Source organism: Micromonospora sp. NPDC005299, from assembly GCF_042872345.1.
GTDB lineage: Bacteria > Actinomycetota > Actinomycetes > Mycobacteriales > Micromonosporaceae > Micromonospora.
Map to the genome: position 1 here is coordinate 280418 of NZ_JBIAKG010000009.1, position 14569 is coordinate 294986.

The window sequence follows — 14569 nt, forward strand, 5'->3', positions numbered from 1 at the left end:
GTCGCCCTGGGACGGAAACCCCCGCAAGCCTAGTCGGCCGGACGCGGGACGGCCCGGCCGCCATGGATCATGCCCGCACCCGGGCCGGTACGGTGGCGCGGTGCTGACTCAAGGAGTGGTGCTCAGCGATCGCTATCGGCTGGGCGAACGCATCGCGACGGGCGGCATGGGGGCCGTCTGGAAGTGCACCGACACCCTGCTGGGCCGCGAGGTCGCGGTGAAGGTGCTGCTGCCCTCGCTGGTCGCCGACCCCGAGTTCACCACCCGCTTCCACGCCGAGGCCCGGATGCTGGCCGCGCTGCGCCACCCCGGCATCGTGCAGGTCCACGACTTCGGCTCCGCCACCCTCGCCGACGGCAGCCAGGTCAGCTACCTCGTGATGGAGTACGTCGACGGCGAGCCGCTGGTCACCTGGATCCGGCGCGCCGGCCGGCTCGACCCGGCGTCCACCATGTCGGTGGTGGGGCAGGCCGCGCACGCGCTGCACGCCGCCCATCTCGCCGGGATCGTGCACCGCGACGTGAAGCCCGGGAACCTGCTGGTCAAGCGGGACGGCACGGTGGTGCTGGTCGACTTCGGCATCGCCCGGGCCAGCACCATGGCGGGCATCACCGCCGCGCACATGGTGCTCGGCACCGCCTCGTACATGTCGCCGGAGCAGGCCGCCGGCCAGCCGGTGTCGCCGGTCACCGACGTCTACGCGCTCGGCGCCGTCGCCTACTACTGCCTGGCCGGGCGGCCGCCCTTCGAGGGCGACAACCCGCTCCAGGTGGCCATGCGGCACGTCCAGGACGAGCCGCCGCCGCTGGTGGGCACGCCGCCGCCGGTGGTCGAGGTGGTCCGCCGGGCGCTGGCGAAGCGTCCGGCCGACCGGTTCCCGAGCGCGCTCGCCCTGGCCGAGGCCGCCCAGGACGCCCGGGACGCCACTCTGGCCGGCCTCCCCGTCCCGCCCCGCCCGCCGTGGGCCGTGGCGGGGCCCGCCGTGCCCGGCCCGGCCGCCCTCCCGGCGCCCGCGCCGACCCCGGACCAGCCCGGCGGTACGCCACCCGGGGGTCAGCCGCCAACCGGCCAGTCGCCTGCCGCTCAGTTGCCCGCCGGCCAGTTGCCCGCCGTTCAGTCGCCCGCGGCGTTCCCGGCCGCGCCGCTGTCCGCCGCTGGCCCTGACCCGGCCGCCCGAACCGGGCACGGGTCGCTGCGGGACCGGCACGCCGGTTCGGGCGAACCGCCGACGCTGGAGGAGCCTGCGGAGCGCCGCGGCCGCGGCCGGGTGCTGGCGCTGGCCGGGGCGGCCGGCGTGGTGCTGGTCGCCGTGCTGACCGCGGTGGTCGTGGCGGTGCTGCACTCCCCCGACGACACGGACCCGGGGCAGCGGCCGGCCGCGCTGACCGGGGAGTCCGCGGTCGCCGACCCCGGGCAGCCGGACGCGTCGGCGAACGCCAGTGCCGGCGCGGGTGCGGAGCCGACGCCGAGCCGTACCGGGCGGCCGAGCCGGTCGCCGTCGGCCACGCCGGGCCGCCCGGCGGCGGGCGGGGGCAGCCCGTCGGCCGGTGAGCCTGCGCCGACCACCGGCGCGCCTGGGCCGACCGGAAGCACGGCAGCCCCGCAGAAGCCCAACCCGTACACCGCGGCGCAGGCGTGCGGCAGCGGCTACCAGGTGATCGACTCGGCGACCCTGACCGCCGGCGGGGTGCGCAAGGGCCGGGTCTACCTGCTCTACAGCACCGCGAGCAGCGCCAACTGCGTGGTCACCCTCAAGGACACCGATGTCGGGCGGGCCACCACGGTGACCGCGTACCTGGAGGTGCAGGGCAAGGCGCGGCACACCGAGAGCGGGGGCTACCAGTACTACGCCGGGCCGGTGCGGGCGACCGCCGCCGGGGTCTGCGTGAAGTGGGGCGGGTCGGCGGGCGGGGCCAGCTACGCCAGTCCGTTCGAGCACTGCGACTGACCGGGGCGGCGGGCGGCGACCCGCCGGGCGGCCTTAAGGTACGGGCATGTCCGTAGACGGGTGGAACACCCTCCTGGTGCTCGGCGGTATCCGCTCCGGCAAGTCGGAGTTCGCCGAGTCGGTGGTCGCCGACGCGCCCACGGTCCGGTACGTGGCCACCGCCCCCGAGGGGGATCCGGAGGACACCGAGTGGGCGACCCGCCTCGCGGCGCACCGCGCCCGCCGGCCCGGTAGCTGGACCACCGAGGAGACCGCCGCGGACCCCGGCCGGCTGGCCGAGGTGATCGCGGCGGCCGGGCCGAACGAGACGCTGGTCGTGGACGACCTGGGCGGCTGGGTGACCGTGCTGCTCGATCCGGCACACCAGCCGGCCGACGACACGGCCACCATCGCCGAGCTGGCCGCGGCGGTCCGGGCCAGCACCGCCCGGCTGGTGCTGGTCAGCCCGGAGGTGGGCCTGTCCCTGGTGCCCACCACACCGCTGGGCCGGGCGTTCACCGACGCGCTGGGCGCGACCAACCGGGCGGTCGCCGAGGCCTGCGACGCCGTCGCGCTGGTGGTGGCCGGGCAGACCGCCTGGCTGAAGCCGGCCGCCCCCGCACCGGCCGTCCCCGCACACGCCGTCCCCGCACAGGCCGGTCCCGCACAGGCCGCCCCGGCACACGCCGGCCCCGGCCAGGCGGGCGCCCCGCAGCCGGTGGCGAGCACCGGCGTCAGGCCGGGGACCGGCGCGCCCGACGAGGCGCTGCCCGAGGTCTTCACCCCGGCCGTTCCGCCCGCCCCGGCCCCGGCGGCGGCCGACGCGGCCGGCCCGGCCGACTGGGCCGCCCCCACCATGGCGCTGCCCATGGTCGCCACCGGCCTGGTCATCCAGCCCGGCATGGAACTGCCGATGCCCGACGACTACACCGGCCCGCAGGCGGTCGACCGGCTCGCCACCCTGGACATCCCCGGCGCCGGCCTCGGCGTGCTGGAGCGGGTGGTCGGCTTCGCCGCCGCCACCCAGGGCACCGCGACCCCGACGCCGTGGAGTTCGGTCCGGGTGCTGCTGCTGCACGGCGACCACGAGGGCGGGGCGTCGGCCGGCGCGGTGCCCGGCGAGTCGGCCCGCCGCGCCCGGCAGGCGCGCGCCGGCAAGGGGCCCCTCGCCCGGCTGGCGGCCGAGAACGGCGCCAGCCTCCAGGTGGTCGAGACGCCCAGCTCCGCCCCCATCGAGGAGGGGCCGGCGCTCAGCGGCGAGGAGGTCGAGTCGGCCCTGCGCTACGGCTGGCGGCTCGCCGAGCAGGCCGCCGACGCGGGCGTACAGCTGCTGGTGCTGGCGGCGTGCGGGGCCGGCACCGAGACGGCCGCCGCGGCGGTGCTGGCGGCCACGGCCGGCGCGGAACCCCCGGCGGTGCTCGGCCGGGTGGTGACCGAGCACGGCGAGTTCGACGACGCCGCCTGGATGGTCCGCTGCGCGGCCGTCCGGGACGCGCTGCATCGCACCCGGCGCTCCGCCCGGGAGGCCAAGGACGTGCTCGCCGAGCTGGGCGGCGGCGACGTGGCGGTGGCCACCGGCGTGCTGCTCGGCGCGACCGCCCGGCGCGTCCCGGTCCTGCTGGACGGGCCGGTCGGGGTGGCCGCCGGCATGGTGAGCCGCGACCTGGCCGGGCAGGCCCGGCACTGGTGCCTGCTGCCCGACCACGGCGGCCGGCCCGGGGTGCGGCTGGCCGCCGACGTGCTGGGCCTGACCCCGCTGCTGGACCTTCGGCTCGACCTGGGCGAGGGAGCGACCGCGCTGGCCGCCCTGCCGCTGCTGCGCTCCGCCCTGGCGCTCGCCGCCGGCCTGCCCGTGCACCCGTCGCTGGGCGGGGGGTACGACGAGGACTTCGCCGAGCCCGAGCCGGCCGGGCCGGGGCCGACCAGCACCGAGCCCGAGCCGCAGTTCGCCGAGCCGGAGCCGGCCGGGCCCGGGCCCACCAGCACCGAGCCCGAGCCGGACTTCGCCGAGCCGGAGCCGACCGGGCCGGGGCCCACCACGATCGAGCCGGACGAGCCGGTCGCCCCCGGTCGGCGTGCCGACTGAATTCCGGCTCGGCGACGGGATCCGGCTGGCGCTCACCACCTTCACCACGGCGCCGGTGCGCGCCGGCCGGGTGGACCGGGCCGCGGCCGGCGCCGCGATGGCCCTCGCCCCGGCGGTCGGGGCGCTGCTCGGCGCGCTCCTCGGGGCGGTGCTGCTGCTCGCCGCGGCGGTCGCGCCCCCGCTGGTCGCCGCCGGGGTGACCGTCGCGCTGGGCGCGCTGCTCACCCGGGGGCTGCACCTGGACGGGCTGGCCGACACGGTGGACGCGCTCGGCTCCTACCGGCGCGGGCCGGCGGCGCTGGAGATCATGAAGAAGCCCGACGTCGGGCCGTTCGGCGTGGTCGCGCTGGTGGTCGTACTCCTGCTCCAGGCGGCGGTGCTCGCGGAGCTGGCCGGACGGTCCCGGCCGGCGGCGCTCGCGGCGGTGGTCGCCGCGACGGCGGCCGGCCGGCTGGGCGTCGCGCTGGCCTGCCGGCGCGGGGTTCCGGCCGCCCGGCCGGAGGGGCTGGGCGCGCTGGTGGCCGGCACGGTGGGGCCGGTCGCGCTGGTGGCCGGCACGGCCGCCGTGGCGCTGCTGGCCGTGCCGGCGGTGCCCGGCCGCCCGTGGCAGGGGCCGCTCGCCGTGCTGGCCGCGCTCGCCGTCGCGGCCGGGCTGCTGCGGCACCTGGTACGCCGGTTCGGCGGGATCACCGGCGACGTGCTCGGCGCCCTCGTGGAGATCGTCACCACGCTGTCCTACCTGGGACTGGTGCTGTCCGCCTGAGCGTCACCCGTCCGGGCGGGTAGCGTTCTCAGGCGAGGTACCGGCGCGGTCGAGGGGGACGGCATGCTCATCACGGACGACTTCCTGCCCGTACCGGTGCCCGAGTCGCTGGACGCGACCTACCTGGTGCCGATCGTCGGCCTGCCCAAGGTGAGCCCGAAGACCGCCGTGGAGGGGCTGGCCGGCCGGCTCGCCGAGCCGGTGCACGGGCTGGCCAAGCAGATGCTGGACAGCCCGCTGATGACCGTGGACACCCGCCCGGTCAGCGAGTTCCCCGAGCTGCCGCCGGACCTGCTCACCGCGTTCGGGGCGACCGAGCCGCAGCTGGCCCGGCTGGCCGCCGCCACGCACCTGGTGGTGGTGCAGGCCGAATACCGGCCGGGCTGGCCGCCGGCGCACGAGTGGGCGGCCCGGGCGGTGGCCGCGGCGGTCGCCGAAACGGTCGACGGGGACGTGGTGGACGTCTTCGGGCTCCAGTTCCTCGACCCGGCCACCGCGCTCCGGTCCCTCCCCGACGAGCAGGGCCGGATCCGGCTGGTCGACTGGGTGCTGGTGCCGTACTCGTCGGACGCCGACGGGCTCTGGTTCACCACCAAGGGGCTGCGCCGCTTCGGGCTGCTGGAACTCCAGGCGCAGGGCGTGCCGGACCACCTCACCCGCGCCTGGGGCGCGGTGATGACCGGGGCCGCCCGGCGCCTGCTGCGGGACTGGACCGACGGGCTGGCCGGCGAGGAGGTGCCGGCGTTCGTGCAGCTCCCGGTGCTGGCCACGGTGACCGGGCACGACATCGCGGTGGCGTACGGCAACCCGGAGCAGCACGGTGCCACGGCGCCGGTGCTGCTGCGGCTGGAGCTGGACCCGGCGACCGACCCGGACGCCGACTCGTTCCTCACCCTCAACCCGCCGCCCGGGCACCCGGGCCCGCCCGGCCGCTACTTCGCCGCCGCCTGCGCGACCCTGTTCAACGGCATCCAGCCCGACGTCCGGTACGCCCGCTCGGGCGACGCGATGAGCCGGGCCGTCGCCACCGCCCGGGCCGCGCTGGACGACATCCGGGCCCGTTTCCTGGCCGGCCTGCTCCCCGCCGAGAGCCAGCTCGTGGTCAAGTACGGCCTGCCCGGCGACGACGGCCCCGAGTACGTCTGGGCCGGGGTGACCTCGTGGGACGCCCCGGAGCGGATCGTCGGCGCGAGCGCCAGCGACGCCGCCGGCGACCCCACTGTCCGGATCGGCGCCCCGGTCGTGGTGGAGGCCACCGACGTCGTCGACTGGGCCGTGCTGGACGGCACCGGCGTCATCGAGGGCGGCTGGACCCAGGCCGTCCTCGACGCCGGCGAACCCCCCGCCACCACCGACTGACCCACCCGTCCCCGTCGGGTCAGCGGACGGAGGGCTGGACGAAGGGTGGGCGGGTCAGTCGCATCTGGGCGCGGCGGCCACGGATGTCGACCTCCAGGACCTCGCCGTCGGGGAGCTTCGGGTCGGTGTCGACCAGGGCCAGGGCAATGCCCTGCTTCCGGGTCGGGCTGAAGGTGCCGCTGGTGACCGTGCCGACCTGCTTGTCGCCGGCGTAGACGGCCATGCCGGGGCGCGGGATGGCCCGGTCGACCGCCTCCAGGCCGCGCAGCGTACGGGCGGGGCCGGCGGCCTTCTCGGCCAGCAGCACGTCGCGGCCCCAGAAGGCCGGCTTGTCCCAGCCGACCGCCCAGCCCGAGCGGGCCTGCACCGGGGTGATGTCGAGGGAGAGGTCCTGCCCGTGCAGCGGGTACCCCATCTCGGTGCGCAGCGTGTCCCGGGCGGCCAGGCCGCAGGCGCGCAGCTCCTCCGCCTCGCCGGCGGCGAACAGCGCGTCCCAGACGACGAGCGCGTCGCCGGCCGGCACGACCAGCTCGTAGCCGAGTTCGCCGGTGTAGCCGGTGCGGCAGACGGTCAGCTCGACGCCGTTCAGCGAGGCGGCCGAGAAGCTCATGTAGTCGTGCCCGGTGGGCAGGCCGAGCGTGCCCAGCAGCTCCGCCGAGCGCGGCCCCTGGACCGCGAGCACCGCGTACGCCTCGTGCTCGTCGGTGACGATCACGCCCTCGGGCGCGGCGGCGCGCAACCGGCCGACCACCTCGGCGGTGTTCGCCGCGTTCGGCACCAGGAAGACGTGGTCCTCGGCGTACAGGTAGGCGATGATGTCGTCCACCACGCCGCCGGTGGCGTCGTCGCAGCAGAGCGTGTACTGGGCCTTGCCGGGGGCGATCCGGCCGAGGTCGTTGGACAGGCAGGAGTTGACGAAGTCCGCGGCGCCCGGCCCGGTGATCCGGGCCTTGCCCAGGTGTGAGACGTCGAAGACGCCCACCCCGGTACGCACCGCGGTGTGCTCCTTGAGCACGCCGCCTCCGGCGTACTCGAGCGGCATCTCCCATCCCCCGAAGGGGGCGAACTTGGCGCCGAGCGCGGTGTGCCGCTCGTGCAACGGGGAACGGCGCAGCCGGGTCTCGGCGGCGTCGGAGGTCACCTCGGTCATGGGTGCGAACTTACCGGCCCGTGACCGGCTGGTTAGCATCGGCGGGGACGTCCCGCCTGCACCCATCGGCGGGACAGCCACGCGTCCGGCGGGTAGGTTCGCCGCCGGAGACCTTCATCGCCGGTACGCGACGCCGCGGCCGGCCCGGCCCGCCCGGAGTAGCTTTCGTGACATCGCCCCGCACCACCCTCAGCCTGGTCGACACCGACCCCGCCGAACTCGCCGTCGACGCGATCGTGATCGGCGTGCACAGCCAGACCACCGAGCAGGAGGCCGGCTCACCCGCCGGCGCGCTGCTGCTGGCCAGCGGCGCGGAGAGCATCGCCGCCGCGTTCGACGGCAAGCTGACCGAGACGCTGGCCCTGCTCGGCGCGACCGGCGGCCCCGGCGAGGTGATCAAGCTGGCCACGCTGGGCACGGTCACCGCCCCGGTGGTCGCCGTCGTCGGCCTCGGCCCCGAGCCGTCCGGCGCCGCCCCGGCCCCGGAGACCCTGCGCCGGGCCGCCGGCGCGGCCGTCCGTGCCCTGGCCGGCGCGTCCCGCGTCGCGCTCGCCCTGCCGCTGCCCGACGACGCCGACGCCCCGGCCGCGCTGCGCGCGGTCACCGAGGGCGCGCTGCTCGGCGGCTACCGGTTCGCCGGCTACAAGACCAAGCCGCAGCCGGCCCGGCGCGAGCCGGTGGCCGAGGTGCTGGTCGCGGTGCCGGACGCGGCCGACGCGACCGCCCAGGCCGAGGTCACCCGCGCCCAGGCGGTGGCCGGCGCGGTGCGGACCAGCCGGGACTGGGTCAACACCGCCCCGAACGAGCTGCGCCCGCCGTCGTTCGCCGAGGCCGTGGCCGCCGCCGCCCGGGAGGCCGGGCTCGGCGTCGAGGTGCTCGACGAGGCGGCGCTCGCCGCCGGTGGCTACGGCGGCATCCTCGCCGTCGGGCAGGGCTCGGAGGCCCCGCCGCGGCTGGTCAAGCTGACCTACACCCCGCAGGGCGGCGGCAACGGCAAGCGGGTGGCGCTGGTCGGCAAGGGCATCACCTTCGACACCGGCGGCATCTCGATCAAGCCGGCCCAGGGCATGTGGGAGATGAAGTCCGACATGGCGGGCGCGGCGGCGGTCGGCGCGGCCATGCTGGCCGTCGCGGCGCTCAAGCCGTCGGTCGCGGTCACCGGCTACCTGCCGATGGCGGAGAACATGCCGTCGGGCACCAGCTACCGGCCGGGTGACGTGATCACCATGTACAGCGGCAAGCGGGTCGAGGTGCTCAACACCGACGCCGAGGGCCGGATGATCCTGGCCGACGCCATCGCCCGGGCCTGCGAGGACGGCGCCGACTACCTGTTCGAGACCTCGACGCTGACCGGCGGTCAGGTGATCGCGCTGGGCAAGCGGATCGCCGGCGTGATGGGCACCCCGGAGCTGTGCGAGCGGGTCCGGACCGCGGGCGACGCGACCGGCGAGCCGGCCTGGCCGATGCCGCTGCCGGACGACGTGCGCAAGGGCATGGACTCCGAGGTCGCCGACATCTCGCAGGTCAACGCCGGCATGGACCGGGCGGGCCACATGCTCCAGGGCGGCGTCTTCCTGCGCGAGTTCGTCACCGACGACGTGGCCTGGGCGCACATCGACATCGCCGGCCCCGGCTACCACTCGGGTGAGGCCACCGGCTACTGGACCAAGGGCGGCACCGGCGTCCCGGTGCGCACGCTGCTGCACCTGGTCGACGACGTCGCCGCCAACGGCTGACGAAGGTCAGGAAGGGCCCCCTGTTAACGCCTCGCGTACAACAGGGGGCCCTTTTCCACACCGGGTCAGAACAGCTCGGGGCGGCGCTTGCGGCGCTCGTTGTAGTCGCGCATCCGCTGCGGGTAGCCCATCAGCCGGACGTCGTAGATCGGGATGGCCAGCCGGTGGGCGAAGCGGCGGGCCTCCTCCGGCCCGCCGACCCGCCGCCGGGTCCACTCGCCGTCGTCGGCGATCAGCATGATCGTGGTCTCGGTGACCGTGGTCCGGGGTTCCAGGTACGCCTCGACGCCCAGCCGGGTGCGGACGAAACTCTCAAGATGGTCCAGATCGGCGCGGTCGGCGACCCGGTCGCGACTCACCGCGCCCGCCTGCTTGCGTCGTCGGAACAGCCCCACCGAACCCACTCCTCCCCCGTCCGTCATCGAAGACGGTGCCAAGCGTACGTGTCACCCACGTGTCGTTGGGCACCTCGGTACGCGCTCCGACCCCGGTGGTGACAAGATGACCGAGGTGGGGTGTGCCTGTTACTCCGCCGTAACCCCCGATGCAGCGACGCGACCTGGGAGTTGGACGTGAGCGAGCCGAACGACGCAACCTTCGACATCGTCATCCTCGGAGGTGGTAGCGGCGGCTACGCGGCGGCGCTGCGTGCCGCCCAGCTGGACCTGTCCGTCGCGCTGATCGAGAAGGGCAAGCTCGGGGGCACCTGCCTGCACAACGGCTGCATCCCGACCAAGGCCCTGCTGCACGCCGCCGAGATCGCCGACCAGACCCGCGAGTCGGAGCAGTTCGGCGTCAAGGCCGAGCTGGTCGGCATCGACATGGCGGCGGTCAACTCGTACAAGGACGGCGTGATCTCCCGCCTCTACAAGGGCCTGCAGGGCCTGGTGGGCAGCGCCAAGAAGATCACCTTCGTGGCGGGCGCCGGCAAGCTGGTCGGGAAGAACGTCGTCGAGGTCGACGGCAAGCGCTACACCGGCCGCAACATCATCCTGGCCTCCGGCTCCTACGCGAAGAGCCTGCCCGGCCTGGAGGTCGACGGCGAGCGCATCATCACCAGCGACCACGCGCTGACCCTGGACCGGGTCCCCTCCTCGGCGATCGTGCTGGGCGGCGGCGTGATCGGCGTCGAGTTCGCCAGCGTCTGGAAGTCCTTCGGCGTGGACGTGACCATCGTCGAGGCGCTGCCCCGCCTGGTCGCGGCCGAGGACGAGGAGTCCTCGAAGGCGCTGGAGCGGGCGTTCCGCAAGCGCAAGATCAACTTCAAGGTCGGCAAGCCGTTCGAGAAGGTCGAGAAGACCGAGAACGGCGTGAAGCTGACCATCCAGGGTGGCGACACCGTCGAGGCGGAGCTGCTGCTGGTCGCCGTCGGCCGCGGCCCGACCACCGCCAACCTCGGCTACGAGGAGCAGGGCGTCAAGATGGACCGCGGCTACGTGCTGACCGACGAGCGGCTGCGCACCAGCGTGCCGAACGTCTACGCGGTCGGCGACATCGTGCCCGGCCTCCAGCTCGCCCATCGCGGCTTCCAGCAGGGCATCTTCGTCGCCGAGGAGATCGCCGGCAGGAACCCGGCCGTGATCGACGAGGCCGGCATCCCGCGGGTGACCTACTGCGACCCGGAGCTGGCGTCGGTCGGCCTCACCGAGGCGAAGGCCAAGGAGCAGTACGGCGCCGACAAGATCAAGACTTACAACTACAACCTCGCCGGCAACGGCAAGAGCCAGATCCTCAAGACCACCGGGCACGTGAAGCTGGTCCGGGTCGAGGACGGCCCGGTGGTCGGCGTGCACATGGTCGGCGCCCGGGTCGGCGAGCTGATCGGCGAGGCGCAGCTCATCTACAACTGGGAGGCGTACCCGGCCGAGGTGGCGCAGCTCGTGCACGCCCACCCGACGCAGACCGAGGCCCTGGGCGAGGCGCACCTGGCCCTGGCCGGCAAGCCGCTGCACTCACACGCCTGATCACGACAACCGCGGCGTCCGGCGACGGGCGATGATCCCACCAGGGGAATGAAGGAGTCTGGAGAACATGCCGGTATCGGTCACCATGCCCCGGCTCGGCGAGAGCGTCACCGAGGGCACCGTCACGCGCTGGCTCAAGCAGGAGGGCGACACCGTCGAGGCCGACGAGCCGCTGCTCGAGGTGTCCACGGACAAGGTGGACACCGAGATCCCGTCGCCCGCGGCAGGCGTGCTGAGCCGGATCGTGGTCGGCGAGGACGAGACCGCCGAGGTCGGCAGCGAGCTGGCGGTCATCGCGGGTGAGGGCGAGGAGGCCGGCGGGGCCGCCCCGCAGCAGGAGGCCCCGGCGGAGGAGGCCGAGCAGGCCGCCGCCGAGCCGCAGGCCGAGGCGGAGCAGCCGGCCGTCGAGGAGCCCGCCCCGGCCGCCGCGCCGTCGGGCGAGGGCACGCCGGTCACCATGCCGGCCCTGGGTGAGAGCGTCACCGAGGGCACGGTGACCCGCTGGCTCAAGCAGGTCGGCGACACCGTCGAGGTGGACGAGCCGCTGCTGGAGGTCTCCACCGACAAGGTCGACACCGAGATCCCGTCGCCGGTCGCCGGCACGCTGCTGGAGATCAAGGTTCCCGAGGACGAGACCGCCGAGGTCGGCGGCGTCCTGGCGATCGTGGGCGCGGCCGGCGCCGCGCCGGCCCCGAAGGCGGAGCCGAAGCCCCAGCCCAAGGCCGAGGCGAAGCCCGAGCCGAAGCCGGAGCCCGAGCCCACGGTCGAGGAGCCGACCCCGGGCCTGTCCTACAACGAGCCGGCCCCCGAGGCGGAGCAGGCCGCGCAGCCGGCCAAGGTCGAGCAGGCCGCCCAGCCGGCCGCGCCGACCACCACGCCGCAGCGGCCGACCGTCCCGGCCCAGGCCGGTGGCGAGGAGGGCGCCGGCTACGTGACCCCGCTGGTCCGCAAGCTGGCCGCCGAGCACGGCGTCAACCTGTCCTCGGTCAACGGCACCGGCGTCGGTGGGCGCATCCGCAAGCAGGACGTGCTGGAGGCGGCCGAGAAGGCAAAGGCCGCCCAGGCCGCGCCGGCCGCGCAGCCGGCTCCGGCCGCCCCGGCCCCGGCCAAGCCGGCCGTGAAGCCGCAGCCGAGCAGCAAGCGGGGCACCGTCGAGAAGCTGCCCCGGATCCGCAAGGCCATCGCCAACCGGATGCACGAGTCGCTGCACGAGATGGCGCAGCTGACCACGGTGATCGAGGTGGACGTCACCCGGATCGCCAAGCTGCGGGCCCAGGCGAAGGACTCCTTCCAGCAGCGGCACGGCGTGAAGCTGTCCTTCCTGCCGTTCTTCGCCCTGGCCGCCATCGAGGCGCTGCAGACGTACCCGATCCTCAACGCCCGGCTGGACCTCGAGGGCGGGACGATCACCTACCCGGACGCCGAGCACCTCGGCATCGCCGTGGACACCGAGCGCGGGCTGCTGGTGCCGGTCATCCACAACGCCGGTGACCTCAACCTCGGCGGCATCGCCAAGCGGGTCGCCGACCTGGCCGAGCGCACCCGGACCAACAAGATCAGCCCGGACGAGATCGCCGGCGCGACCTTCACGCTGACCAACACCGGCAGCCGGGGCGCGCTCTTCGACACCCCGATCGTGCCGTCGCCGCAGTCGGCGATGCTCGGCACGGGTGCCGTGGTGAAGCGCCCGGTCGTGGTCAACGACCCGGAGCTGGGCGAGGTCGTGGCGGTCCGCTCGATGGTCTACCTGGCTCTGTCGTACGACCACCGGCTGATCGACGGCGCGGACGCGGCCCGCTTCCTCGTCGCGGTCAAGGAGCGGCTGGAGGCCGGCAACTTCGAGGCCGAACTGGGGCTCTGACCCCCCTGACGGAGGAGGGGCGCGCGGCGGATGCCGCGCGCCCCTCGTCGTTTCCGGGTCAGCCGCGCAGGTGCTCCTCGGAGACCTCCCAGAGCCGCTCGGCGGCCTCCGGGTCACGGGCGTAGGGGGCGTACCCGGTGCGGGTGCCCGGCTGGTTCGGCCCGGCCTCCTGGCAGTCCTCGAAGTACCGGCCGCCGACCCCGGCGACCAGCGGCGAGGCGGCGACGAGCACCGAGGTGGCCGCACCCTGCTCGGGGTTCTTCCAGTGCGCCGCGCCGCCGCCGCTCTGCGCGCGCATCCGCTCCAGTTCCTCCTCGGTGATGTAGCGCTGGAGGTTGGTCTGGATCGCACCCGGCATGAGCGCGTTGGTGTAGATCCCGTCGTCGGCCCAGCGCCGGGTGGCGTCCACCGCGAAGAGCACGTTCGCGGTCTTCGACTGCCCGTACGCCTGCCACGGGTCGTACGGCCGCTGCCGGAAGTGGATGTCCTCGAACACCACCGGCGAGCGCAGGTGCGCCGCCGAGCTGACCGAGACGATCCGGGCGCCGCCCGCGGCGGCCAGGGACCGGTACAGCCCGGCGGCCAGCGCGAAGTGCCCGAGGTGGTTGGTGGCGAACTGCATCTCCCAGCCCTGCGCGGTGCGCATCTCGGGCGAGGCCATGATGCCGGCGTTGTTGACCAGCATGTGCAACGGCCCGTCCCAGGTGCGGACGAAGGTGGCCACCGAGTCGAGGTCGGCCAGGTCGAGCGGGGCGACGAGGATCCGGTCGTTGCCGGTGGTGCCCGTGATGTCGGCGGCGGCACGCTGCCCGGCCTCGGTGTTGCGGACCGCGATGGTGACGTCGGCCCCGGCGGCGGCGAGCGCGCGGGCCGTCTCGACGCCGATCCCGGAGGCGCCGCCGGTGACGACCGCCCGCCGGCCGGTCAGGTCGAGGTCACGGACCACCTCCAGGGCGGTGGTCTCGCGGGAGAACGGGGTGCTCACGAGGTTGCTGGTGGTCATGATCCATCCTTGTCGGCGGCGGCACGGACCGGTCGTCCGAGCGCTACGATGAGAAGCGGAGGATCCTCCGTTACTTCGGACCCTAACCGGAGGAGCCTCCGGTTGCCAACCTCGGCCGGGGACGACGCCCCGGTCGAGCCGAGGAGGAGACGTGCCCGACCGCCCGCTGCGCGCCGACGCGCTGCGCAACCGGCAGCGACTGCTGGACGCCGCGGTTCACACGTTTTCCCAGGCCGGCGGCGAGGTAACGCTGGACCGCATCGCCAAGGAAGCCGGCGTCGGCATCGGCACCCTCTACCGCCACTTCCCCACCCGCGAGGCGCTGATCGAGGCGGCCTACCGCAACGAGCTGGCCAAGCTCTGCGACGCCGTGCCGGAGCTGCTCGCGGCACTGCCCGCCGAGGCGGCGGTCCGCGCCTGGATGGACCGGTTCGTCGACTACCTCGCCACCAAGCGGGGGATGGCCGACGCGCTGCGGCTGGCCATCGCCTCCGGCGCCAACCCGTACGCGCACAGCCGCGACCGGCTGCTCGCCGCGCTGGGCGACCTGCTGGCGGCGGGCGCCGCCGCGGGCACCGTACGCGCCGACGTGGCTCCCGCCGACGTGCTCGCCGGGCTGAGCGGCGTATCCCTGGTGGCCGGCGAGCCGGACCAGCGCGCGCAGGCCGGGCGCCTGCTCGACCTGCTGATGGACGGGCTGCGCCGCCGGCCGGCCTGAGC

At 75.2% G+C, this 14569-nt stretch carries 11 protein-coding genes; 8 read left to right on the forward strand and 3 right to left on the reverse strand.

The window, feature by feature from the left end; genetic code table 11:
• Positions 1 to 100 precede the first annotated feature (100 nt).
• The 4 genes from ACFYPD_RS25045 to ACFYPD_RS25060 all read left to right on the forward strand — a co-directional run bounded on the left by ACFYPD_RS25045 (position 101) and on the right by ACFYPD_RS25060 (position 6135).
• Complete coding sequence (locus ACFYPD_RS25045; RefSeq protein ID WP_387118015.1) at positions 101 to 1948, forward strand: protein kinase; 1848 nt, start codon at positions 101 to 103, stop codon at positions 1946 to 1948.
• A gap of 46 nt (positions 1949 to 1994) precedes the next feature.
• Complete coding sequence (locus tag ACFYPD_RS25050; protein WP_387118018.1) at positions 1995 to 4013, forward strand: bifunctional adenosylcobinamide kinase/adenosylcobinamide-phosphate guanylyltransferase; 2019 nt, start codon at positions 1995 to 1997, stop codon at positions 4011 to 4013.
• The gene (locus ACFYPD_RS25055) at positions 4003 to 4776 is read left to right on the forward strand and encodes an adenosylcobinamide-GDP ribazoletransferase (protein WP_387118021.1); all 774 of its coding nucleotides are present in this window, start codon (positions 4003 to 4005) and stop codon (positions 4774 to 4776) included. The genes ACFYPD_RS25050 and ACFYPD_RS25055 overlap by 11 nt, the downstream gene beginning before the upstream one ends.
• Before the next feature lie 63 nt (positions 4777 to 4839).
• The gene (locus ACFYPD_RS25060; RefSeq protein ID WP_387118025.1) at positions 4840 to 6135 is read left to right on the forward strand and encodes a DUF2314 domain-containing protein; all 1296 of its coding nucleotides are present in this window, start codon (positions 4840 to 4842) and stop codon (positions 6133 to 6135) included.
• Positions 6136 to 6154: 19 nt separating this feature from the next.
• Here ACFYPD_RS25060 and gcvT read toward each other — a convergent pair whose 3' ends face one another.
• Complete coding sequence (gene gcvT / locus ACFYPD_RS25065) at positions 6155 to 7285, reverse strand: glycine cleavage system aminomethyltransferase GcvT (RefSeq protein ID WP_387118028.1); 1131 nt, start codon at positions 7283 to 7285, stop codon at positions 6155 to 6157.
• Between the two features lie 167 nt (positions 7286 to 7452).
• On the opposite strand from gcvT, the gene ACFYPD_RS25070 reads away from it, so the two are divergent.
• Positions 7453 to 9021 carry a leucyl aminopeptidase gene (locus ACFYPD_RS25070; protein ID WP_387118031.1) on the forward strand — a complete coding sequence of 523 codons (1569 nt, stop codon included), beginning with the start codon at positions 7453 to 7455 and terminating at the stop codon, positions 9019 to 9021.
• A gap of 65 nt (positions 9022 to 9086) precedes the next feature.
• Here ACFYPD_RS25070 and ACFYPD_RS25075 read toward each other — a convergent pair whose 3' ends face one another.
• Positions 9087 to 9416 carry a hypothetical protein gene (locus tag ACFYPD_RS25075; protein WP_387118034.1) on the reverse strand — a complete coding sequence of 110 codons (330 nt, stop codon included), beginning with the start codon at positions 9414 to 9416 and terminating at the stop codon, positions 9087 to 9089.
• 177 nt (positions 9417 to 9593) lie between these two features.
• On the opposite strand from ACFYPD_RS25075, the gene lpdA reads away from it, so the two are divergent.
• Both lpdA and sucB read left to right on the forward strand, forming a co-directional pair.
• The gene (gene lpdA / locus ACFYPD_RS25080) at positions 9594 to 10985 is read left to right on the forward strand and encodes a dihydrolipoyl dehydrogenase (protein ID WP_387118037.1); all 1392 of its coding nucleotides are present in this window, start codon (positions 9594 to 9596) and stop codon (positions 10983 to 10985) included.
• Between the two features lie 67 nt (positions 10986 to 11052).
• Positions 11053 to 12846, forward strand: a complete 1794-nt coding sequence (sucB, locus tag ACFYPD_RS25085) for a 2-oxoglutarate dehydrogenase, E2 component, dihydrolipoamide succinyltransferase (RefSeq protein ID WP_387118040.1) — start codon at positions 11053 to 11055, stop codon at positions 12844 to 12846.
• A gap of 58 nt (positions 12847 to 12904) precedes the next feature.
• Here the strand turns inward: sucB and ACFYPD_RS25090 are convergent, their stop codons facing one another.
• Positions 12905 to 13849 carry an SDR family NAD(P)-dependent oxidoreductase gene (locus ACFYPD_RS25090; RefSeq protein ID WP_387118043.1) on the reverse strand — a complete coding sequence of 315 codons (945 nt, stop codon included), beginning with the start codon at positions 13847 to 13849 and terminating at the stop codon, positions 12905 to 12907.
• Positions 13850 to 14000: 151 nt separating this feature from the next.
• Here ACFYPD_RS25090 and ACFYPD_RS25095 point away from each other — a divergent pair, with 151 nt between their 5' ends.
• On the forward strand, positions 14001 to 14567 hold the full coding sequence (locus tag ACFYPD_RS25095; protein ID WP_387118046.1) for a TetR/AcrR family transcriptional regulator: 567 nt from the start codon (positions 14001 to 14003) through the stop codon (positions 14565 to 14567).
• The last annotated feature ends 2 nt before the right edge of the window (positions 14568 to 14569 follow it).

Bases quoted from the DNA above. Each gene is read 5' to 3' on its own strand.
- ACFYPD_RS25050 (WP_387118018.1), top strand. From the start codon at position 1,995: ATGTCCGTAGACGGGTGGAACACCCTCCTGGTGCTCGGCGGTATCCGC.
- ACFYPD_RS25060 (WP_387118025.1), top strand. From the start codon at position 4,840: ATGCTCATCACGGACGACTTCCTGCCCGTACCGGTGCCCGAGTCGCTG.
- gcvT (WP_387118028.1), bottom strand. From the start codon at position 7,285: ATGACCGAGGTGACCTCCGACGCCGCCGAGACCCGGCTGCGCCGTTCC.
- sucB (WP_387118040.1), top strand. From the start codon at position 11,053: ATGCCGGTATCGGTCACCATGCCCCGGCTCGGCGAGAGCGTCACCGAG.
- ACFYPD_RS25090 (WP_387118043.1), bottom strand. From the start codon at position 13,849: ATGACCACCAGCAACCTCGTGAGCACCCCGTTCTCCCGCGAGACCACC.